This window comes from Streptomyces sp. NPDC059850 (genome assembly GCF_042731515.1).
Classification (GTDB): Bacteria; Actinomycetota; Actinomycetes; order Streptomycetales; family Streptomycetaceae; genus Streptomyces.
Map to the genome: position 1 here is coordinate 15,498 of NZ_JBHWJI010000005.1, position 23,114 is coordinate 38,611.

Below are 23,114 nucleotides of genomic sequence, written 5' to 3' on the forward strand. Positions count from 1 at the left end.
GGCCGGGGCACTGTGCTAACCGCACGGTGCCCCGGCCTTCTCGTGCGCCAGCGGGCCGACGTCGACGGCGGCGCAGCGCCAGCGGGCGTCGGCGCCCAGCTCCAGCCGGAACGCGAGCGCGCTGAGCCGGTCGCCGGAGGCGATCAGGGCGTACGCCTCGATCACCCCGTGCCGCGGCCGGTACTCCCCGCAGCGCCGTACGAGGGGCGCGGCGCGTCCGGCGGCGGGGCGCAGCGGCGCGCGGGGCGCGAGGGCGACCAGTTGGTCGTAGGCGTCCGGGAGGGCGTGTCCGAGCAGGGTGTGGACGGGCCGCTGGCCGCTGAGGGTGAGCAGCAGCCGGTGCGCGAACCAGTAGCGGGGCAGCCGGTCCCGCTCCCGCTGTACGGCGGCGAGCGCGGCCGTACGCGAGACGGCGGCGGTGCGGTGGGCCGGTGTGGTGCGGGGGCCCGGCCGTACGGCGGTCGCGCCGCCGGGGGCGCTGTCCGGCCGCCGTACGGGGGCGCCGCCCGGCCGCCGGGAGTCCCGCCGCCCGGGCGGCCCGCCGCGGCGCCGCGCGGCGGTGCCTGTGGTCGACGTCGTCCGGGTGGTGATCTCGTCGTGCATGCGCTCCGCCGTCTCTGCCGGGCCCGGGCGATACCGGGCAGTAGCTTCCGTCGGGGAGACTTCTACCGACGCGTTTCCGCCACCCGCAACGCCCTTGGGCCCGGCCGATGGGTTCACCTATCCGGGGGAACCCATCCGGTGAAACGCCTGGTGACGGCCCAGTCAGCGCCAGAACAGTCCGGAGCCCACAGCTCCCGGAAATCCCCCGAACGGGGACCGGTAGCCCTGCCCCCGCGCCGCAGCGGGCCCTCGCAGCGCCCTCGCCGTGCGGGTCTCGGTGGGGTGGGGGAGAAGGGGGCGCTTGGCGGGGTGGGCGAACGTATGCTGGCGGGACCTGATGTCTCGTGAAAGCGGCGGCCCCATGCGTGTCTACGTCCCCCTGACCCTCTCCGGTCTCGCCGAGGCGCACAAGGCGGGGGAGCTGGGGCCGGGGCCGCTGACCGCCTATGCCGTGACGCCCGCGCTGCGCGAGTGGTACGTGTCGGACGACATCGAGGAGCTGGAGTACGCCGCGCTCAGCCGGGCCGCGCAGGCGTCCCTGCGGCTGCTCGCCGTGGACCCGCAGGTGCCGCGGCGGCGCGTGGTGGTGGCCCTGGACGTGCCCGACGGGCAGGCGGTCGCCGATCCGGACCGGGGGCTGGACCAGTCCGCGCTGGGGGAGGTGCGGATCGCCGCCGCCGTACGGCTCTCCGTGGCCGCGGCGGTGCACCTGGACGCCGGGGACGCCGAGCGGGACGTCGCCGCGGCGGCCGACGCGCTGGGTGCGGCGGACCTCGGGGACGACGACGCGCAGTTCACGGTGGACGGCGCGGAGGACCACGAGCTGCTGTGGTACGCCACCCAGGAGATCCCGAATCTCATCGAGTGAGCCCGGGTACCGTCGAAGGATGGGGAAGAACCGTGTAACGCACATCGTGTGGGACTGGAACGGCACGCTCTTTCACGACATCGACGCCGTGATCCTGGCGACGAACGCCTCGTTCGGGGAGATCGGCCTGCCGCCGATCACGCTGGAGCGCTACCGGGAGCTGTACTGCGTCCCGGTCCCGCTCTTCTACGAGCGGCTGATGGGGCGGCTGCCCACCGATGAGGAGTGGGAGGTCATGGACGAGGCCTTCCACCGGCACTACTGGGCGCTGGCCGAGAGCGCGGGGCTGGCGCTCGGCGCCCGGGAGCTGCTCACGGAGTGGCAGGAGGCGGGGCTCACCCAGTCGCTGTGCTCGCTCGCGCCGCACGAGAATCTGCTGCCCCTGGTGCGTACGCACGGCATCGAGCGCCACTTCGTCCGGGTGGACGGCCGCACCGGGCAGAGCACCACCGGCAAGGCCGAGCAGATGGTGCGCCATCTCGCCGCGCTGGAGCGGGTGCCGCCGCAGCGGATCGTGGTGATCGGGGACGCGGTCGACGACGCGGTGGCGGCGGAGCATGTGGGGGCGCGGGCGGTGCTGTACACGGGCGGCTCGCACAGCCGGACCAGCCTGCTGGCCGCCGGGGTGCCGGTGGTCGACACCCTGGCGGAGGCCGTACGGGAGGCCGAGGCGCTGGCTGACAGCTGACAGCCAGCGGGTAGCAGATGTCAGCTATCAGATGGCAGAGAGTAGACTTCAGCTGGCAGCTTTCAGGTATCAGATGACAGCTGACAGATGACGGAGTCTGTCAGCTGATCGGCGCCTTCGTCCGCAGCACCGCCAGGAACTCCCGCATCCACACCGGATGGTCCGGCCAGGCCCGCGACGACACCAGCGAGCCGTCCACCACGACCTCCGCGTCCTGGAACGTCGCCCCCGCCGCCTGCATGTCCAGCTCCAGCGCCGGATAGCAGGTCACCCGGCGCCCGGTCAGCCCGCCGACCGCCGCCGTCAGCAGCGGGCCGTGGCAGATCTGCGCCACCGGCTTGTCGGCGTCGAAGAACGCCTTGCAGATCTTCCGCAGCTCCGGGTCGTTGCGCAGGTATTCCGGGGCCCGGCCGCCCGGGATCACCAGGGCGGCGTACTGCCCCGGGTCGACTTCGGAGAAGGCGAGGTCGGCGGGGAAGCTGTAGCCGGGCTTCTCGGTGTAGGTGTCGTAGCCGTTCTCGAAGTCGTGCACCACGAAGCGCAGGGTCTTGCGGGACGGGGCCGCGATGTGGACGTCGTAGCCCTCCTCGCGCAGCCGTTGGTACGGGTAGAGCACTTCCAGGGACTCGGCCGCGTCCCCGGTCACCAGCAGGACCTTCGCAGTCGCAGTCGCAGTCACAGCCGTGCCGCTGCCGCTCATGCCGCCCACCTCCACGTTTCCACGCTTACCACCGTCGATGTCACCCTGCATCCGCACGAATGGTTTGCCAAGAGCGCATGACGATCGCGGGCGCCCTCCCCTCTCTGTCCATTCCGTCAAACATCCGGGCCGAGTTTTGTACACGAACGGCTCATGACGTGGCCCTGGGGTGGGGCGATAGCCTTACTGCGTGATCAGCGCGATAGTCCACGGGGGCAAGGAGGCCCTCGCTCCCAGCCCGGGGCGCCTCCGGGCCGGAGCCGCTGCCGCTGGTCGACGCCGCGTGGGGTCTTGGTCACTTACGGCCGAGTACGCCGCGGCCATCTCCCGATCCGGCATACCGTCGTACGTGACCGGATTTCCCGAGTCGCGGCGTCATGCCACCGCCACCTATGTCACGCAACGGCGCGCGACAGGAGCCAGAGGACATGCAGACCAAGCTGGACGAAGCCAAGGCCGAGCTGCTCGCACGGGCCGCCCGGGTCGCTGAGAACAGTCCTGCCGGGGGGCAACCACCGGTACAGGGCCCGGGCCCGGAGACCCTGACCGCATACCTCCAGCACTACTACCTGCACACGCCACCCGAGGATCTCGCGGACCGCGACCCGGTCGACGTCTTCGGCGCGGCGCTCTCCCACTACCGGCTTGCCGAGGCGCGCCCCCAGGGCACGGCGAACGTACGGGTGCACACTCCGACCGTCGAGGAGCACGGCTGGACGTGCAGCCATTCGGTCGTCGAGGTCGTCACCGACGACATGCCGTTCCTGGTCGACTCGGTGACCAATGAGCTGACCCGCCAGGGCCGCGGCATCCATGTGGTGATCCACCCGCAGGTGGTCGTGCGCCGTGACATCACCGGCAAGCTGATCGAGCTGCTGGACGCCTCGTACGACCGCAAGGCCCGCGAGGACCTGCCGCACGACGCCGTCGTCGAGTCCTGGATCCACGTAGAGATCGACCGGGAGACCGACCGCGGCGACCTCAAGCAGATCACCGCCGACCTGCTGCGCGTCCTGTCCGACGTCCGCGAGGCCGTCGAGGACTGGGACAAGATGCGCCAGTCGGCGCTGCGGCTGGCCGAGGTGCTGCCGGAGGAGCCCAAGGCCTCCGAGGTGCGCGACCAGGAGGTCGAGGAGGCCCGGGAGCTGCTGCGCTGGCTCGCGGACGACCACTTCACCTTCATCGGCTACCGCGAGTACGAGCTGACCCAGGCGCCCACCGAGGCCGGTGGCGAGGAGGACGTGCTGAGCGCGGTGCCCGGCACCGGCCTCGGCATCCTGCGCTCCGACCCGGCCCACCAGGACGCCGACGAGAGCGCCCACACCGGGGCCGCCCCGGGGTCCCCGTCGTTCAACCGGCTGCCCGCCGACGCCCGCGCGAAGGCCCGCGAGCACAAGCTGCTCGTCCTCACCAAGGCCAACAGCCGCGCCACCGTGCACCGGCCGTCCTACCTCGACTACATCGGCGTGAAGAAGTTCGACGCCGAGGGCAATGTGATCGGCGAGCGCCGCTTCCTGGGGCTGTTCTCGTCCGCCGCGTACACCGAGTCGGTGCGCCGGGTCCCGGTCATCCGCCGCAAGGTGGCCGAGGTGCTGGCGGGCGCCGGGTTCGGGGCCAACAGCCACGACGGCCGGGACCTGCTGCAGATCCTGGAGACGTACCCGCGCGACGAGCTGTTCCAGACCCCGGTCGACCAGCTCCGCTCGATCGTCACCAGCGTGCTCTACCTCCAGGAGCGCCGCCGGCTGCGGATGTTCCTGCGGCAGGACGAGTACGGGCGCTACTACTCCGCGCTGGTCTACCTGCCCCGCGACCGCTTCACCACCGATGTGCGGCTGCGGCTGACCGACATCCTGCTGGAGGAGCTGAGTGGCCGCACGCCGGTCGACTTCACCGCCCTCCACACCGAGTCGGTGCTGTCCCGGCTGCACTTCGTGGTGCGCGTCCAGCCCGGTACGGAGCTGCCCGACCTGACCGACGCCGATGTCGAGCGCATCGAGAACCGGCTGGTCGACGCCGCCCGCTCGTGGGCCGACGGCTTCTCCGAGGCCCTGGTCTCCGAGGTCGGCGAGGAGCGCGCCGCCGAGCTGCTGCGCCGCTACCAGCACGCCTTCCCCGAGGGCTACAAGGCCGACCACACGCCGCGCGGCGCCGTCGCCGACCTCCAGCACGTGGAGCGGCTGACCGCCGAGGACAGCCCGCAGGACTTCGCGCTGAGCCTGTACGAGCCGGTCGGCGCGGCCCACGCCGAGCGCCGCTTCAAGATCTACCGGGCGGGCGGCCAGGTGTCGCTGTCGGCCGTGCTGCCGGTGCTCAACACGCTCGGCGTCGAGGTGGTCGACGAGCGCCCGTACGAGCTGCGCTGCGCGGACAAGACCACGGCCTGGATCTACGACTTCGGGCTGCGGCTGCCGCTGCGCGAGGGCGAGGCCCTCGCCGACGACGCCCGCGAGCGCTTCCAGAACGCGTTCGCCGCCGTGTGGACCGGCCAGGCCGAGAGCGACAACTTCAACCAGCTGGTGCTGGGCGCCGGTCTCGACTGGCGGCAGGCCATGGTGCTGCGCGCGTACGCCAAGTACCTGCGGCAGGCCGGTTCCACCTTCAGCCAGTCGTACATGGAGGACACCCTCCGTAACAACGTGCACACCACCCGGCTGCTGGTCTCCCTCTTCGAGGCCCGGATGTCGCCCGAGCGGCAGCGGGCGGGTCTGGAGCTGACCGACGCCCTGATGGAGGAGCTGGACGCGGCGCTGGACCAGGTGGCCTCGCTCGACGAGGACCGCATCCTGCGCTCGTTCCTCACCCTCATCAAGGCCACCCTGCGGACGAATCACTTCCAGAAGAACGCGCACGGCGCCCCGCACGACTACCTGTCGGTCAAGCTCGACCCGCAGGCCGTGCCCGATCTGCCCGCGCCGCGCCCGGCGTACGAGATCTGGGTGTACTCGCCGCGCGTCGAGGGCGTGCACCTGCGCTTCGGCAAGGTCGCGCGCGGTGGCCTGCGCTGGTCCGACCGGCGTGAGGACTTCCGTACCGAGATCCTGGGCCTGGTCAAGGCGCAGATGGTGAAGAACACGGTCATCGTGCCGGTCGGCGCCAAGGGCGGTTTCGTCGGCAAGCGGCTGCCGGACCCGTCGGTGGACCGGGACGCGTGGATGGCTGAGGGCATCGGCTGCTACAAGACCTTCATCTCCGGTCTGCTCGACATCACCGACAACCTGGTCGGCGGCCAGGTCGAGCCGCCGAAGGACGTCGTGCGGCACGACGGGGAGGACACCTACCTGGTCGTCGCCGCCGACAAGGGCACCGCGACGTTCTCCGACATCGCCAACGAGGTCGCCCAGTCGTACGGCTTCTGGCTCGGCGACGCGTTCGCGTCCGGCGGTTCGGCGGGTTACGACCACAAGGGCATGGGCATCACCGCGCGCGGCGCCTGGGAGTCCGTCAAGCGGCACTTCCGCGAGCTGGACCACGACACCCAGAGCCAGGACTTCACGGTCGTCGGCGTCGGTGACATGTCCGGTGACGTGTTCGGCAACGGCATGCTGCTGAGCGAGCACATCCGGCTCGTCGCCGCCTTCGACCACCGGCACATCTTCATCGACCCCAACCCGGACGCGGCCACCTCGTACGCCGAGCGGCGCCGCCTCTTCGAGCTGTCGCGCTCGTCCTGGGAGGACTACGACACCGAGCTGATCTCGGCGGGTGGCGGCATCCACCCCCGGACGGCCAAGGCCATCCCGATCACCCCGCAGGTGCGGGCCGCGCTCGGCATCGAGACCAAGGTCGCCAAGATGACCCCGGCCGACCTGATGAAGGCCATCCTCAAGGCCCCGGTCGACCTGCTGTGGAACGGCGGCATCGGTACGTACGTCAAGGCGTCCACCGAGTCGCACGCCGATGTCGGCGACAAGGCCAACGACGCGATCCGGGTGGACGGCCAGGACCTGCGGGTCAAGGTCGTCGGCGAGGGCGGCAACCTGGGCCTGACCCAGCTCGGCCGCATCGAGTTCGCCGGGGGCGGCGGCGGGATCAACACCGACGCGATCGACAACAGCGCCGGGGTGGACACCTCCGACCACGAGGTGAACATCAAGATCCTGCTCAACGCGCTGGTCACCGAGGGGGACATGACGGTCAAGCAGCGCAACAAGCTGCTGGCCGAGATGACCGACGAGGTCGGCGCGCTGGTGCTGCGCAACAACTACGCGCAGAACGTGGCCCTCGCCATCTCCGCCGCCCAGGCCCCCAGCCTGCTCCACGCCCACCAGCGGCTGATGCGCCGGCTGTCGCGCGAGGGGCGGCTGGACCGCGGGCTGGAGTTCCTGCCCAACGACCGGGTCATCCGCGAGCGGCTGTCCGCCGGGCGCGGGCTGACCCAGCCCGAGCTGGCCGTGCTGCTCGCCTACGTCAAGATCACGGTGGCGGACGAGCTGATCGGCACCGGGCTCCCCGACGACCCGTACCTCCAGCGGCTGCTGCACGCCTACTTCCCGCAGGCGCTGCGCCAGAACTTCCCCGAGTACGTCGACGGGCACGCGCTGCGCCGCGAGATCATCACCACGGTGCTGGTCAACGACACGCTCAACACCGCCGGTACGACCTTCCTGCACCGCATGCGGGAGGAGAGCGGGGCCTCCACCGAGGAGGTCGTGCGCGCCCAGACCGCCGCTCGGGCCATCTTCGAGCTGGGGGCGATCTGGGACGAGGTCGAGGCCCTGGACACGGTCGTCAGCGCCGAAGTCCAGACCCGGATGCGGCTGCACTCGCGGCGGCTCGTCGAGCGCGGCACCCGCTGGCTGCTCAACAACCGGCCGCAGCCGCTGGAGCTGGCCGGGACGATCGAGTTCTTCGCCGAGCGGGTCGCCGCCGTGCGGGCGCAGCTGCCCAAGCTGCTGCGCGGCAGCGACATCGAGTGGTACCAGGGCATCCACGACGAGCTGACCGCCGCCGGTGTCCCGGACGAGCTGGCGACCCGGGTGGCGGGCTTCTCGTCCGCCTTCCCGACGCTGGACATCGTCGCCATCGCGGACCGCACCGGCAAGGACCCCCTCGCGGTCGCCGAGGTCTACTACGACCTGGCGGACCGGCTGTCGATCAGCCAGCTGATGGACCGCGTCATCGAGCTGCCTCGGGCCGACCGCTGGCAGTCCATGGCCCGCGTCTCCATCCGCGAGGACCTGTACGCGGCCCAGGCCGCCCTCACCTCCGACGTCCTGTCGGTCGGTAACGGCGGCTCCACGCCCGAGCAGCGGTTCAAGGCCTGGGAGCAGAAGAACGCCGCGATTCTCTCCCGCGCGCGGACCACCCTCGATGAGATCCAGTCGTCGGAGACGTTCGACCTGGCGAACCTGTCGGTGGCGATGCGCACCATGCGGACGCTGCTGCGTACGCACTGAGGCACCGCGAAGGGGCGGTCGGTGGCCGATGTGGCCGCTGACCGCCCCTTCGGCGTGCGGTGCGTTGGCTTACGAGGCTACGAGGCGCGCTTCCAGAGCGTGACCTGAGCGGTGTAGCTGGGGATCTTGTAGTCCACGTCGGACGGGGAGACGGCGGTGATCTTCATCATCGCGAGATTGCCCTTGGTCGTGATCATGCACAGCCGGTCGCCCTTGGCGATGAGCTGGTCCTCGTTCAGATCATCCGCGTCCAGCGTGGTGTCCAGCGGGTCCGTCGTCACCGCCTCCTCGCACTCCTTCGGGGTGGTGCCGGGGCTCTTGGCCATCACCGGGCCCGCGCGGAGCGCGGTGTCCCGCAGGGTGAAGTCCTGCGCACCGGAGGCGATGCTCCCGGTGGTGTCCACCTTGGGCAGGTCGAGGTCGAAGTCGGTGGTCGGGCCGAACTCGTCGGGTGCCCGCAGCTGCAGCGTCTTGTTCTCGTAGATCGGGGTGTAGGCGGCCTTGGGCGAGTCGGTGTCCTCGGCGTTCTCGGTGTCCCCGCTGTCCTCCGTGTCCTCGGGGCTCGGGGAGGCCGACCCCTTCGCCGACTGGTGCGGCTGGGCCGTGTGCTTGCCGTCGGCCTTGTTCTGCTCCGCGCCCTTGGTGTCGTCCCCCTGGGTGAACACATACGCCACCACCGCGACCATGATCAGCGCCAGCGCGCCGCCGCCGACCGCCAGCATCCGGCCCCGGCCCCGTCCTCCGTCGCGGCCGCTGTCGCCCGGCGTCGGCGGGGCCGGGTACGCGGCGGCGGCCTGTGTCGGGGCGGACGCGACGGGGTGGTGCGCGGGCGCTTGCGTGGGCGCCTGCGTGGGCGCCTGCGCGGGGGCGTAGGTGGGGGCGTACGTGGGCGTCTGCGTCGGGGTGTGGGTGGGCATCGGCGGCTGCGCGGGCGTCGGCGGCTGCTGCGCCATCCGCTCCCGCCGCTCGATCTCCGCCGTCAGCGGCTCGGGCAGCCAGCCCGCGAAGTCGCGCAGCTCACGGCCCGCGGCCTGGTGGCACAGGTCGGCCAGCTCCGCGGGCGTGGGCCGCCGCTCGGGCTCCGCGGTCAGGCAGCGCTCCAGCAGCGGCCGCAGCTCGTCCGGGTAGCCGCTCAGGTCCGGCGGCTGCTGGGCGGTGTTGGCGATCTGCGCGGCGATCGAGATCCCCGCGCCGTCCCCGTACGGGTGGCGGCCGGTGGCCACGACCGCCGCGATCAGGCCGAGCGCGAAGATGTCGGTGGCGGCGGTGACCGGCTTACCGAAGGCGTGCTCCGGCGACATGTACTGCGGTGTGCCGATGAACCCGCCGCTGCGGGTGAGCTGGGTGGCGTCGGCCGCCCGCGCGATGCCGAAGTCGATCACGAACGGGCCGTTCGAGCTGAGCAGGATGTTGCTGGGCTTGAGGTCCCGGTGGATGACGGACGCGGCGTGCACCGCGTGCAGCGCCTGTGCCGTACAGCCGATGAGCTGGAACGCCGCGGGCATCGGCAGCGGGCCGAAGCGGCCGAGCGCGTCGTCGAGCGCGAGCCCGGGGACGTAGGAGGTGGCGAGCCAGGGCAGGTCACCGCTGGTGTCGTGGTCCACGACCGGCACGATGTGGTAGCCCTGCACCCGGCGGGCGGCGGTGACTTCCTGTTCGAAGCGGCGGCGGAAGTCCTGGTTCTGCGCGAACTCACGCCGGATCACCTTGAGCGCGACCGGCTGGTTGCCGCGGGTGCGGGACAGGTACACCGAGCCCATACCGCCCTCGCCGACCCTGGCGAGCAGCTGGTATCCGGCGACTTCCCGTGGATCGTCCGGCCCCAGTGGGCTCAGCACGGCGTGGTCGGTACTGGTCATGGTTCCCCCGAAGATCTCGTGACTCGAAGATCGTACAGATGCCGTGTTCATGACCTCGCGGCGATTCCCCGGTTTCACCCGGTCGGCCGTCCGCCCATGGGCTTATCGGGCATATCGGGGCGTACAACCCTACGGTGGTGAGTCAGTGAGCGCTTCGAACCGCTGCCGCCAGCGCCTGGACCCGCCGTCGCGTCCCGAGGAGCCCCGCATGCCCCGCTTCAGCATCGTCATCGCCGCCTACCGGGTGCAGGGCTATCTGCAGGCCTGCCTGGACTCCGTGCTGACCCAGTCGTTCCACGACGTGGAGGTGGTGGCCGTGGACGACCGCTCGCCGGACCACTGCGGCGCCATCATCGACGCCTGCGCGGCCCGCGACAGCCGGGTGGTGCCGGTGCACCTGCCCGTCAACTCCGGCCCCGGCCGGGCCCGTAACGCCGGTGTCGAGCGGGCCTCCGGCGACTATCTGCTCTTTCTCGACGGCGACGACACCCTCGCGCCCGGCACCCTGGAGGGCCTGGCCGAACGGCTCGCGCTCAACGAGGACCCGGACATCCTCTACTTCAACCATGTACGCACGTACTGGTCGGGGCGCAGCACCCCCAGCGTCTTCGGGGAGCTGCTGAACTCGGCGGGCACCGACGTCTTCTCCGTCCTGGAGCGCCCCGAATTCCTGCGCATCTTCGCGATGTCGTCCAACCGGGTCTACCGCCGCGCCTTCTACACCGAGCACGGTTTCTCGTTCAGCGAGGGAATCTACGAGGACGCGCTGCTGTCGTATCTGACGATGCTGACGGCGCGGCGCATCGCCTGTGTGGATCTGGTCGGCCTGGAATACCGTCAGCGCCGGGTCGGGGCCAGTACGGGAAGCCCCGGCGAGAAACACTTCGTCATATTCGACCAGTACGCCCGGCTCTTCGCCTTCCTCGACGAACATCCGCATCTCAATCCGGTGCGGTGTCTGCTCTTCGAACGGGCCGTCTCCCATTTCCTGTTCTGCCTCGACCGCCGCTCCCGGGTGGCGCCGGGCGACCGGCCGCGCTTCTTCCGCCGGGCGGCTTCCTGGTACCGGATCCACCTCCCGGACGGATTCACGCCGCCCGCCGGAGCCGAGTGGCGCTTCGCGGCGCTGGCCCGTGGCTCGTTCGCCCGCTACCGGGAGCACGAGCGGGCGACGCGGGCCGTCGCCGGGGCCCGCAAGGCCAAGCGGATGGCCCGGGCGGCGCTGGCCGTACGGGGCAAACGGGCCCTCTACCGGGCCCACCGGCGGCGGCCCGCCGACCCCAACCTGGCCGTCTACAGCGCGTACTGGGGGCGGGGGGTGCTGTGCAATCCGGCGGCGATCTACTACAAGGCCCGGGAACTGGCCCCGCACATCCACGGGGTGTGGGTGGTGAAGAAGTCGGAGATCGGCTCGCTTCCGGAAGGCGTCGATTACGTCATCGCGGGCACCCGGGACTTCTACCGGACGGTGGCCCGCGCCACGTATCTCATCAACAACGTCAATTTCCCCAACGACGTCGTCAAGCGGCCCGGCACGGTGCATCTGCAGACCTTTCATGGCACCCCGCTCAAATGCATGGGCCTGGACCAGCAGCGCTATCCCGCCGCGGCGGCGGGAATGAGCTTCGGGAATCTCCTCAAGCGCATCGACCGCTGGGACTTCGCGCTCTCCTCCAATCCGCATTCCAGCGAGGTGTGGGAGCGGGTCTACCCCGCCTCCTACCGGCTCCTGGAATGCGGATATCCGCGCAACGACGTGCTGGTCTCGGCCACCGCCGACGACGTACGGCGCGCCCGCGCCGCGCTCGGCGTCCCGGACGGCCACACCGCCGTCCTCTACACGCCCACGATCCGCGACTACCAGAAGGGGTTCACGCCCCGGCTGGATCTGGAGCGGGTCAGCCGCGCCCTGGGCCCCGGTACGACGCTCCTGGTGCGGGCGCACTACTCGTACCGGCCGTCGGCGGCGCTGCGCGAACTCGACGAGGCGGGGCTGGTGCGGGACGTGTCGAGCCATCCGCGGGTCGAGGAGCTGTGCCTGGCCGCCGACGCGCTGATCACCGACTATTCGTCGATCATGTTCGACTACGCCGTGCTGGACCGGCCCATCGTGATCTACGCGGACGACTGGGACGCCTACCGGGCCGCCCGCGGCGTCTACTTCGACCTGCTGTCCGGCCGCCCCGGCGACACCCCGGGCCCGGTGGCCCGCACCCTGGACGAGCTGATCGCCGTCTTCCGCGACGGCCGCTGGTGCGACGCCGAAGCGGCCGCGCTGCGCGCCGCGTTCCGGGACCGCTTCTGCCCGTACGACGACGGCCACGCGGCCGAGCGCGTCGTACGGACGCTCATGCTGGGCGAGGACGTCACGGCGCAGCCGCCCCTCGCGCAGCGGCCGGAGAGCCGTACGGTGCCGTCACTCCAGGGGGTACGGGCGCACGGCGGCACTCTGCCCCCGCATGCCGCGCAGCCCACCCGCGCCTTTCCCGACCGCGACTGATCCGACCGCCACTGATCCTGTAGTCGACCGCGACTGATCCCGTAGTCCGCCCTGAGCCGGAGTCCGGAGGTCGCCATGCCCGCAGTGCCCGCAGTGTCCCCTTCCCCTCCCCGCGTCAGCGTGATCATTCCCGCCTACAACGCCATGCCGGAGCTGACCCGGTCCGTCACCTCCGCGATGGAGCAGACCCTCGGCCCGGACCTGATCGAGATCATCGCGGTGGACGACGGCTCCACCGACGGCACCGGTGACGAGCTGGAACGGCTCGCCCGCACGTGCCCCGCCCTGCACGTCGTCCACCAGGAGAACTCCGGCTGCGCGGGCGGCCCCCGCAACACCGGCCTGGACCGGGCGCGCGGCGACTACGTCTTCTTCCTCGACTCCGACGACTACCTGGGGCCCGACGCGCTGCGCCGCATGGTCGCCATGGCCGACGAGAACGGCACCGACGTCGTCCTCGGCCGGATCGCCTCGGTCGGCGGACGTGCCGTTCCCCGGGCCGTCTTCTCGCACAACCAGCCGCGCACCGACATCTTCTCCTCCCACGCCTATCTGACCCTGGGTCCCTGGAAGCTCTTCCGGCGCTCGCTCATCGAGCGGCTGCGGCTGCGCTTCCCGCCGTACCGCAACTGCGAGGACAAGCCGTTCACCGCGGCCGCCTACCTCAACGCCTCCGGCGTCTCCGTGGTCGCCGACTACGACTGCTACTACGTCCGCTACCGCGAGAACCGCGGCAACCTCACCCTCACCGCGTCCGGTCTCGCCCACCGCGTGGACGGCATCCGGCTGTGCTTCGAGACGGTGGCCCGCTATCTCGAACCGGGCCCCCGCCGGGACCAGATCATGCGCCGTCACGTCGAGTGGGAGCTGTGCGGTCCGCTGCGCGGTCTGCTGCCCCGGGAGAGCGAGCGGGACGCGCGGGAACGCTTCTTCCCCGTGTTCCGGGACCTGGCGCGGACCTGGGTGACCGACCCCATCGTCGAACGGATCGACGCCCCGGACCGGCTGCTCGTCCATCTGCTGCGGGCCGACCGCTTCGAGGACGTCCTGACCGTCGCGCGCGGCGCCAAGGAGGACGCGGGCCGAGGCCACCTCGTCGACAAGGGCCGCGTCTACTGGCTCCACCCCTTCTTCCGCGACCACACCGCCGACGTCCCCGACGCCTGTTTCGACATCACGGACCGGCTGCCGGTCCACCACCACCTCGATACGGCGCGGTGGCGCGGCGGAGTGCTGCGGCTGACCGGCCGCGCCGCCATCGAGGGCATCGACGCGGTCGACGCGACCGAGCCCGGCACCGAACTCGTCCTGCGCAAGTACGAGGCCGACCGCCCCGAGATCCGGGTGCCCGCCGTGCCGCGCCCTGACGTGACGTCGGGCTTCACCGTCGAGATCGACCCGGCCACCGTGGACGGCGGCGTACCGCTGGAACGCGGCCTGTGGAACCTCTACCTGGACGTTCGCGCCCAGGGCGTCACCCGCACCGTGCGGTTCGGCGGCAGCCGCGAGGGCGGTGCGGCCACCCGGCCGCCCCGGCGCGCCGTCACGACGCCGCGCGGCGAACCCGTGGTGGTGGTCCCGTACTTCACCCCGTACGGCAATCTCTCGCTCGACGTCGGCGAGGTCGCCCACGCCGCCCGCGACGCGCGCGAGGCCCCGTGCCTGGTGACCCGGACCGCCTGGCACGGCGCCAGGAAGAGCGTCCTGATCGTCGGCGGGCGGCTGACCGGCGGATTCCCCCGGACGGGGGCCGGGGCCGGGACCGGGCTGCGGCTGCGCGCCGAGAGCGGAGCGGGTGCGGTGCGCGAGGTCGCGGCGCGGTTCGAGCCGGGCGCCTCCGGGGACTTCACGGCCCGGCTGCCCGTCGGACGGCTGACGGCGGGCCGCTGGACGCTGACGCTGATCGTGGAGGGCCGCAGCGTCGTCGTGCCCTGCCTGGGGCGGCTGGCCGGGACGCGCTGGTTCCGCTTCGGCCGTCCGTACTACGCCAAACCGCTCACCCGGCGCTCGGCCCCGGCACTCGCGCTGGAGGTGGCGCCGGTGAGGGTCGCCGCGGGAGTGCGGCGGCGGATGCGGCGGGCCCGGGCCCGTGCTCGGGCTCGTATGGGCAGGTAGGTCGTCAGAAACCCCAGTCAGAACCCCAGTCAGAGATCCAGTCAGAAACGGCCGCCCAGGCGGTTCCGGGCGGCGGCGAGGAGGCGTACGGGCGCGATGCGCAGCTCCAGGGTCGCCTCGCCGTGCCCGGTGAGCGGCTTGGCGTAGTACGGACGGCCTCGGCGCAGCCAGCGGGTGCCGGGCAGTCGCTCGGGCGGCGGTACGGGGGCGGCGCGCGGCGGGCCGTCGCCGTGGCCGACCAGGGCGAGCGTGACCGTCCAGCGGCCGCGGCTCAGGTCGCGCACCGGCAGCCGGGCGGTGAACGCGCCCGCCGGGTGGCCCGCCGCGTACCGCACGGGGTGGTCCAGGACGCGGCCGTCGGTGTGCTCGGCGCGCAGCCGCAGCACCCGGTCGCGGGGCGGCGAGCCCGGCGGCAGCAGCCGCCCGGCGACGACCAGCGTGCCCTTGTCGGACGGATGCCACAGCGCCTCGGTCACCTCGCAGGGCGCGCCGCGCGGGGCCGGGCCGATGTCGAGGGAGAGATTGCCGTACGGGGTGGTGAAGTACGGCGTCACGCGGGCGCGCAGCCCGGGGCCCGCGCGCACCACCCGGCGCGCGGTGCCGATGTCGAGCCCCTCGGGGTGGCGGTTGCCGAAGCGTATGGTGCGGCTGACGCCCTGGGCGCGTACGTCGAGGAAGACATCCCAGACGCCCGGGCGCAGCGGGGCTCCGTCGTCGGCGGTGGCGATGTCGATGTCCGCCGCGAAGTCCCCGTCCTCCGTCTCGCCCTCTGCGGCCGTGACCGGCACGCACAGTTCGTCCGGGGCCTCGCGGCGGCGCAATATCAGCTCGGTGCGGTCCTCGGGACCGGCGTCCAGGCCCTTGACCTCGGCCCGGCCACGGACCCGCAGCGTGGAGCCGCCGTGCCAGGCCGCGCCGGTGAGGTGGTGACGGACCGGCAGCCGGTCGGTGACGTCGAAGCAGTCGTCCGGGACGTCGGCCGCCGGGTCGCGGAAGAAGGGGTGCAGCCAGTACACGCGCCCCTTCTCGACCAGGCGGCCGCGGCCCGCGTCCTGCTTGGCGGTGCGGATGACGGTCAGCAGATCGTCGAAGCGGCCGCTGCGCAGCAGATGCACCATCAGCCGTTCGGGCGCGGTGAGGGTGCGGAAGAGCGTGTCCGAGCAGTGGTCGGTCGCCCAGCGGCGCAGCTCGGGCAGGAACCGGGCCCGCGCCTCCGCCTCGTCCTCGCGGGGCAGGGCGCGCAGCGCGCCGCACAGCTCCCGGCGGATATGCCGCCGCATCACATGGTCGCGCCGTGGACCGGGCTGGGTGTAGCGGGCGGCGGTCTGGAACAGCAGCCGGATGGCGTCGATGCGGTCGGTGAGCCCGGTGCGGGCGGGGTGCGGCCCGGCCTCGTGACGGGTGGTGAGGTGGTAGCAGTCGTAGTCGGCGACGACGGAGATGGCGGAGGCGTTGAGAAACGCGGCCGCCGTGAAGGGCTGGTCCTCGCCGGTACGGCACTCCTCCGGGAACCGCAGCTGGAACCGTTCGATGAGGTCGCGGCGGAACAGCTTCCAGGGGCCGAGGGTGGAGTAGGCGTGCGAGTCGAGGACGTCGGTGCGCAGCTGGTTGTGGCGGAACACCGCCCGGGGCACGCCGCGCCCGGTGGGGGAGGCCATCTTGCCGACGACGACATCGGTGCCGTTCTGGTCGGCCATGGCGACCATGCGGCGCAGCGCGTCGGGGCCCAGGTAGCCGTCGGCGTCGAGGAAGAACACGTAGTCGCCACGGGCGAGGTCGAGACCGGTGTTGCGCGGCCTGCCCGGCCCACCGCCGGGCTCCTCGCGGACGACCTTGAGGGCGGGGCAGTCGGCGGCCAGCCGCTCCAGCTCCGCGCCGGTGCCGTCGGTCGACCCGGCGTCGATCGCGATGATCTCCAGCCGGGCGATGCCTATCGTCTGGTCCATGGCGGAGGTGAGGGCGCGGGTCAGCGCGGGCATGGCGTTGCGGGCGGGGACGATCACGCTGACGCGGGGGCGCGGGCCGGGGCGTGGGGTGCGCGGCAACATGCGGACTCCGGTGGGTGAGGTGGGGCTCAGGCGGCGTCGCCGGGGTGTGCGGGGGCGCGGCGGCTGACGCGGCTGCGGTCGGCGGCCATGACGTGCTGCGTTCCCATGATCGCTGGTGACTCCTGGTGGCTGCTCATGGTCGGGGCCGGGGGTGAGGGACGGGTGTGGGACGCACGGCCGGCGGATGACGGACCAGCGTCCGGGGCGCCCCCTTCGACGCACGACACGCCGGACCCGTTCACTCCGCGCCCAGCGGCACGAGCCCGCGGGGAGTCCGAACACCGAGGCGATCCATGGCACATGCCCTTCGCGGCGGATACATCGTCCTGAACGGAACCCTAGGCGACTCGCCGTGTATGTGCCTTTTGGCGTGATCAGAAAGGGTATGCGGGCTTTCGGGGCTCACGTCTGTGCGCTCGCTCTGCCGGGCGGCGTGGCGGTGCTCGCGTGAAAGGACTATTTCGCATAAATATTCTGTGAACGCTTGTGCACTACTGGGGAGATGGCGCGCATGGCAGTCACGGTGCCGGACTGGGCAGACACTCTGCTGGACATCATCGGGGTGTCCTGGCCGAACGTGGATGAAGACGCCTATCGGGACATGGCGAAGTCCCTGCGGGAATTCGCTGATGACCTGGAGGACGATGGACAGCTCGCCAACGGGCACGTGGAGCGATTGCTGTCGTCGGGGTACGGCGAGGCGATGGACGCGCTCAATCTCCACTGGGGCAGGGTCAAGGGCACCCATATCAAGGACATCGCGTCGGCCGCGCGGACCATCGCCGGGGGGCTCGAGACGGCGGCAACCGCGGTCGAGGGGATGAAGGGTGCCGCGCTGGTCCAGCTGGGCTATCTGGCGAGTGAGGCGGGCATCGCGTTATCGCTGATCCCGGTGACGGGCGGTCTTTCGGCGCTGCTGGGCGCGGGGGCGATACGGGCGACGCAGGAGGCGGTCCGGCGGCTGGTCAAGGAGTGTATGGAGGAGGCGGTCGGCTACATCGTCGCGGCGCTGACCGAACCGGCGGTCGCCGCCCTGGAGAACTTGGCCGCCGACCTCGTGGTGCAGGTCGGCGCCACGGCCATGGGGTTGCAGGACGGGGTGGATGTCGGCCAGGCCCAGCAGGCGGGCAAGGACGGTTTCAAGGACGGGGTGCAGGGCGCGAAGGAGGGCATGCATCTGGCCTCAGCGGACGGCGTGGGGAGAGGCAGTGGCCGGGGCGCAGCGGGCAAGGGATTCCACATCGAGCACAGCGAGCACGACCACGCCTCGACCCAGCTCAGCGGCCTCAGCGTCAACTTCCAGACCAAGACTGCCGGAAAGCTGTCCACCGCGAAGTCACATCACAGCCGCACCCGTGGCCGGGACAGCATCGCTCAGGCCATCGATCCGGTCGCCGACAAGGCCGTGGACGCGCTGGAGAAGGCGCTGAAGACAATGGGCGACCACGTCAGCACCAAGCTGCCGAAGGCCGTCAAGCAGATCTCCACCGACCACAAGAACACCGATCAGGACATCCGCTCCTGGTTCGCCAAGAACAACAAGAACGACGACGGGGGAGGCAAGGCCGGAGATCGGTCCAAGCGGCGCACGGAGCAGGACAACCGCACCAAGCCGGACTCCTTGCAGGACGCGAAGAACGACGCTCGGCGCAACGGAGTTTCTCTCGAGAAAACGGTGTGCAAGAACGACCCGGTGGATGTCGCCACGGGGGAGATGCTGCTGCCGCAGACAGACCTTTCCCTGCCCGGTGTCCTGCCCCTTGTCCTCAAGCGCACGCATCTGTCGGGGTACCGCTACGGCCGGTGGTTCGGCCGTAGTTGGGCTTCAACCATCGATGAACGCATCGAACTCGACCGTGTCGGTGGCGGCGCGGTCTGGGCCCGCGAGGACGGTTCGGTGCTGGTCTACCCCCGGCTGCCGCACCGGGGCGGAGACGCGGTCCTGCCTCTTGAGGGCGACCGTCTCCCGCTCGTCCACGGTGGGGAGAACGGGGAGGAAACCACCTACGTTGTCCATGATCCGCACCGTGGGCTCACGCGAGAGTTCACCGGAAGTCCGTACCGCACCTCGCCCGCCTTCTGGCTTACCGAGGTGAGTGACCGGAACGACAACAGCGTCACCTTCGTCCGTCGTTCCGACGGTGCACCGACCACGGTGACGCACAGCGGCGGGTACACGGTCCAGCTCGATGCCGACGTCTCCCGGATCACCGCATTGGCCCTTCGTGATTCCGAAAGTCCGGTCACTCACCTCACGTACGGTTACGACACGGTCGGCGACCTCACCGATGTCATCAGCGCCACCGGGCTCCCGATGCGCTTCACCTATGACGCCGATGGCCGCATAACCTCCTGGACCGACCGCAATCTGTCGACGTTCCAGTATGTCTACGACAGTGCTGGTCGCGTCGTACGAACCATCGGCCCTGACGGCTTTCTGTCGTCCACCTTCAGGTATGACGTCCACCCCGAGACCGGGCAGCCCATCACCCACTACACCGATTCCACCGGCGCCACGACCACGCTCCATCTCAACGACCATCTCCAAGTCGTCGCGGAGACGAATCCGTTGGGCAACACCACGTTCCACGGCTGGGATGCCCACGACCGTCCGCTGACCCGTACCGATCCCCTCGGTCACGTCACCGAGCTGACGTGGGATGACAGGGGCAACCTCATCGCGGTCCGGCATCCCGACGGTGCCATCGCCACCGCCCATTACAACGAACTCGACCTGCCGGTCGAGATCACGGACGCCGACGGCAACGTGTGGCAGCAGACGTTCGACGAGTTGGGTAACTGCACGAGTCTCCGATCTCCCGACGGCGCCGTCACCTGCTTCACTCATGACCGGACGGGGGCCGTCGCAAGCATCACCGATGCGCTCGGCTCCATCACCGGGATCCGCGCCGACCGGGCGGGGCTTCCGGTAGAGATCACCAACGCAGGGTCCGGTGTCACGTCTGTGGAGCGCGACTATCAAGGCCGTCCCACACTCATTCGCGACGCAGCGGGTAGCGTCGAGCGCTTCGAGTGGGACGTCGACCAACTACTGGAGCGGACGGCTGCCGACGGCAGCCGGGAGTCCTGGGAGTGGGACGGCGAGGGGAACTGCCTCTCGTACACCGACCCTCATGGTGGTGTAACGACCACCGACTACGGCCCCTTTGACAAGCCGATCGCGCGCACCGGTCCTGACGGAGCCCGCTATGAGATGCGCTACGACACCGAACTCCGTCTGATACAGGTGACCAACCCCCTTGGTCAGACCTGGGACTACACCTATGACCGTGCGGGTTGGCTCACCGCCGAGACCGACTTCGACGGCCGCCCGACCCGCTATGCCTACGACGCCGCAGGGCGCCTGGTCACGCGTACCAACCCGATGAGCCGGAACGTCGCCTACACCTGGGACGCCACGGACCGACTGGTGGCCCAGGACACGGACGGGGCCGTCACCCGGTACACCTACAGCCCGGGCGGCTTGCTGCTGAGCGCTGTCTCCCCCACCTCCACGCTGACCATGGAACGGGACGTACTCGGCCGACCGGTGGCGGAGACCGTCGATGGCCGCACCAGCCGTTACACGTACGACCTCTTGGGCCGCCGCGTCTCGCGCACCACCCCGACCGGCGTGGTCAGCCGACTGGAGTACAGCACTGCGGGTGAGCGGGTGTCCGTGACCACCGACGGCCATGCCCTCACCTTCGCTCACGACATCCTCGGGCGCGAGGTGTCCCGGGCCTGGGGTGCCGGTGGCACGTCCGTGGCTCTCGCGACGAACTGGGATGCTCTCGGCCGTCCCGCGGTCCAGTCACTGACCACCGACGGCACCATGCTGCGGGCACGGGACTATGGCTACCGGGCCGATGGCTACCCCGTGTCCATGGGCGAGGCGACCGCCGGCACCCGCCACGAGAAGCGCATCTCACTGGACCCGCTCGGCCGCCCTCTGACTGTCGAGGCCCCGGGCTGGGTGGAGAGTTACGCGTACGACGCGGCGGGCAACCAGACCTCGGGGTACTGGCCGGGAGCGAGCGGCCGCACCGCCGCCCGGGGGCCGCGCACGTACGACGGCGGACGACTCGTCTCCGCGGGATCCGTGCGTTACGAATACGACGCCGCCGGCCGGGTGGTGCGTCGCCGCCGCACCAGGCCCTCACGGAAGCCCGAGACCTGGACCTACACGTACGACTCCGAGGATCACCTGGCCTCCTGCACGACTCCCGATGGCACGCTGTGGCGTTACTCCTATGACCCGTTGGGGCGCCGTACGGCGAAGCACCGCATGGCGGCGGACAGGCAGACGGTCCTCGAGGCGATTCACTTCACCTGGGACGGTGACTGCCTCGCGGAGCAGTCCGACTCTGCAACCGGCGCCGTCCTCACCTGGGAGTACGAGGGCCACCGCCCGCTTTCCCAGTACGAACGCAAGCCGCTGGGCGCGGACGAGACCGACGCCCGGTTCTTCGCCATCGTCACCGACCTGGTCGGCACACCTACCGAGCTGGTGGACGAGACGGGAGGCACAGCCTGGCGGTCCCGCTCCGCCTGCTGGGGCAGCACGGCTTGGCACATCGACGCCACTGCCTACACGCCCTTACGCTTCCCCGGGCAGTACGCGGATCCGGAAACGGGACTGCATTACAACCACTTCCGTCACTACGATCCGGCGACCGCCCGCTACACCAGCCCCGACCCCTTGGGCCTGGCTCCCGCTCCGAACCCCACGACGTATGTGATCAACCCCTGGGCATGGGCTGATCCGCTCGGGCTGGCTCCCAAGGCGTGCAAGCAGGACGCCTACGACTGGGACGGCAGCATTCGTTACGGGAGGCTGGACCACCTCGGGCGTCCGACCGGTGTGTCCGCGTGTCTGCGCCCCGAGATGCTGCGCAAAGGGACGCCTGCCGGGGACCTCTGGCCTCCGGGGTGGCGCGGCAACGGCAAGCTCTTCAATGAGGCCCGTGGCCATCTGCTCGGCAACCGATTGGGTGGGCACGGCAAGGGAGACCTGGCCTATCACAACCTTGTGACGCAGACCAACAACCCCACCAACTCCCCCCATCAGCGGGATCAGGTCGAGAACGAGGTTTTCAAGGCGGTGAAGAGAGGGGAGATCGTGCAGTACACCATCAAACCCATCTATGAGGGGACCAACCCGATTCCCATCCGGCTCGAATACACGGCATTCGGTAATCGTGGTTTCACCCTCCCCAACAACCCTCACAGTCTGGAGAACCCGGCCGCTGGCGTCAGAACGCCCAAGCTTTAGCATTCGCGTCGGATACTCAAGGGAGGAATTCCATGACGCGCACGACGCCCGAGCGGCCGGTCGATATCGAAGCGATGTTCCCGGAGCTGGCGGAATACCGCAGAACGAGCACCCGACTGCACCCTCGGCCGGGCACCCCGAAGCCGCAGGAAAGTTCGGTGGCGGGGCCTTTCCTCTGGCCCGCCGACGAGCCGTGGCCCATGTGTCACGCTGTCCACGAAAAGGGCCGCGGGGATCGGCTGGCTGACGTGCGGCTGGAGCGCAGGATTCTTGACGAGGCATGGCGGAGGGATCCGCATCGGGGGCCCTCGGACGAGGAGCGTGAGACGCTCGCGGGGCTTGAGACCGGTTTGCACGCACCGGAGTTGCGGGACACCGATCCGATTCCCATGCTCGCCGGGGCCCAGCTGTTCACACGGGATGTTCCGGGGCTGACCGGCCCTGAAGGGTGCGATCTGCTCCAGGTCTTCTGGTGCCCGTTCGAGGCCCACGGGCCGGACCAGACCATGGATGTGGTGCTGAAATGGCGGCGGGCGCGGGAGGTGGCGGACGTCCTCACGGAGATTCCGGAGCCGATCGTCGTGGGCCGGGCGGAATGCGTCCCGAACCCCTGTGTGCTCCATCCGGAAGAGGTCGTCGAGCATGAGTGGATCGAGCTGCTGAGTGAGGACATTCAGGAGAGAATCGGCGCCTGGGAGGAAGACCTCATGGACGCGGTCGCGGAAGGGGAGGAGTACGAACTCTCCTATACGGGTGACCTGTCCATCGCGCCGGGCTGGAAGGTCGGCGGCTTCGCCAGGTGGGGGCTCACCGGCCCGGCCCGCATCGACTGCTCCTGCGGCGCGTCCATGCGTCCTCTGCTGACCGTCAGCGACGAGGAATGGGACTGGGGTTCACTCACGTGGGTGCCTCTGGAGGACCGGGAGGTCATGGACGCGATGGGGGCGAGCGACCCCACCGGCGTATACGTCGGGCGCGGTCAGATGCGCATCTTCACGTGCCCTGTTGACCCCACGCACCCTCACCGGCTCAACTTCCAGTGATGATGATGAACTTGGA

Annotated in this window: 11 protein-coding genes; 7 read left to right on the plus strand and 4 right to left on the minus strand. The window is 70.6% G+C overall.

Annotation, left to right across the window (positions count from 1 at the left end):
• Positions 1-15: 15 nt before the first annotated feature.
• Positions 16-603, minus strand: a complete 588-nt coding sequence (locus ACFV9T_RS05530) for an Rv3235 family protein (protein WP_385436844.1) — start codon at positions 601-603, stop codon at positions 16-18.
• A gap of 361 nt (positions 604-964) precedes the next feature.
• Here ACFV9T_RS05530 and ACFV9T_RS05535 point away from each other — a divergent pair, with 361 nt between their 5' ends.
• Together ACFV9T_RS05535 and ACFV9T_RS05540 are read left to right on the plus strand one after the other, a co-directional pair.
• Positions 965-1,471: a DUF6912 family protein gene (locus ACFV9T_RS05535; protein ID WP_385436846.1), complete on the plus strand. Its 507-nt coding sequence runs from the start codon at positions 965-967 to the stop codon at positions 1,469-1,471.
• Positions 1,472-1,490: 19 nt separating this feature from the next.
• Positions 1,491-2,159 carry an HAD family hydrolase gene (locus tag ACFV9T_RS05540; RefSeq protein WP_385436847.1) on the plus strand — a complete coding sequence of 223 codons (669 nt, stop codon included), beginning with the start codon at positions 1,491-1,493 and terminating at the stop codon, positions 2,157-2,159.
• A 100-nt stretch (positions 2,160-2,259) separates the two neighbouring features.
• On the opposite strand, the gene ACFV9T_RS05545 is transcribed toward ACFV9T_RS05540, so the two are convergent.
• On the minus strand, positions 2,260-2,859 hold the full coding sequence (locus tag ACFV9T_RS05545; protein ID WP_385436849.1) for a DJ-1/PfpI family protein: 600 nt from the start codon (positions 2,857-2,859) through the stop codon (positions 2,260-2,262).
• A 428-nt stretch (positions 2,860-3,287) separates the two neighbouring features.
• On the opposite strand from ACFV9T_RS05545, the gene ACFV9T_RS05550 reads away from it, so the two are divergent.
• Positions 3,288-8,258 carry an NAD-glutamate dehydrogenase gene (locus tag ACFV9T_RS05550; protein WP_385436851.1) on the plus strand — a complete coding sequence of 1,657 codons (4,971 nt, stop codon included), beginning with the start codon at positions 3,288-3,290 and terminating at the stop codon, positions 8,256-8,258.
• 77 nt (positions 8,259-8,335) lie between these two features.
• On the opposite strand, the gene ACFV9T_RS05555 is transcribed toward ACFV9T_RS05550, so the two are convergent.
• Positions 8,336-10,117, minus strand: coding sequence for a serine/threonine-protein kinase (locus tag ACFV9T_RS05555; RefSeq protein WP_385436852.1), 1,782 nt, complete (start codon positions 10,115-10,117; stop codon positions 8,336-8,338).
• 208 nt (positions 10,118-10,325) lie between these two features.
• Here ACFV9T_RS05555 and ACFV9T_RS05560 point away from each other — a divergent pair, with 208 nt between their 5' ends.
• Together ACFV9T_RS05560 and ACFV9T_RS05565 are read left to right on the plus strand one after the other, a co-directional pair.
• On the plus strand, positions 10,326-12,617 hold the full coding sequence (locus tag ACFV9T_RS05560; RefSeq protein WP_385436854.1) for a CDP-glycerol glycerophosphotransferase family protein: 2,292 nt from the start codon (positions 10,326-10,328) through the stop codon (positions 12,615-12,617).
• A 120-nt stretch (positions 12,618-12,737) separates the two neighbouring features.
• The gene (locus tag ACFV9T_RS05565) at positions 12,738-14,732 is read left to right on the plus strand and encodes a glycosyltransferase family 2 protein (protein WP_385436855.1); all 1,995 of its coding nucleotides are present in this window, start codon (positions 12,738-12,740) and stop codon (positions 14,730-14,732) included.
• 41 nt (positions 14,733-14,773) lie between these two features.
• Here the strand turns inward: ACFV9T_RS05565 and ACFV9T_RS05570 are convergent, their stop codons facing one another.
• On the minus strand, positions 14,774-16,780 hold the full coding sequence (locus tag ACFV9T_RS05570; RefSeq protein WP_385436857.1) for a glycosyltransferase: 2,007 nt from the start codon (positions 16,778-16,780) through the stop codon (positions 14,774-14,776).
• A gap of 511 nt (positions 16,781-17,291) precedes the next feature.
• Here ACFV9T_RS05570 and ACFV9T_RS05575 point away from each other — a divergent pair.
• Together ACFV9T_RS05575 and ACFV9T_RS05580 are read left to right on the plus strand one after the other, a co-directional pair.
• Positions 17,292-22,055 (plus strand): DUF6531 domain-containing protein, encoded by a 4,764-nt coding sequence (locus tag ACFV9T_RS05575; protein ID WP_385436858.1) that lies wholly within the window; start codon positions 17,292-17,294, stop codon positions 22,053-22,055.
• A gap of 32 nt (positions 22,056-22,087) precedes the next feature.
• Positions 22,088-23,098: a hypothetical protein gene (locus ACFV9T_RS05580; protein ID WP_385436859.1), complete on the plus strand. Its 1,011-nt coding sequence runs from the start codon at positions 22,088-22,090 to the stop codon at positions 23,096-23,098.
• The last annotated feature ends 16 nt before the right edge of the window (positions 23,099-23,114 follow it).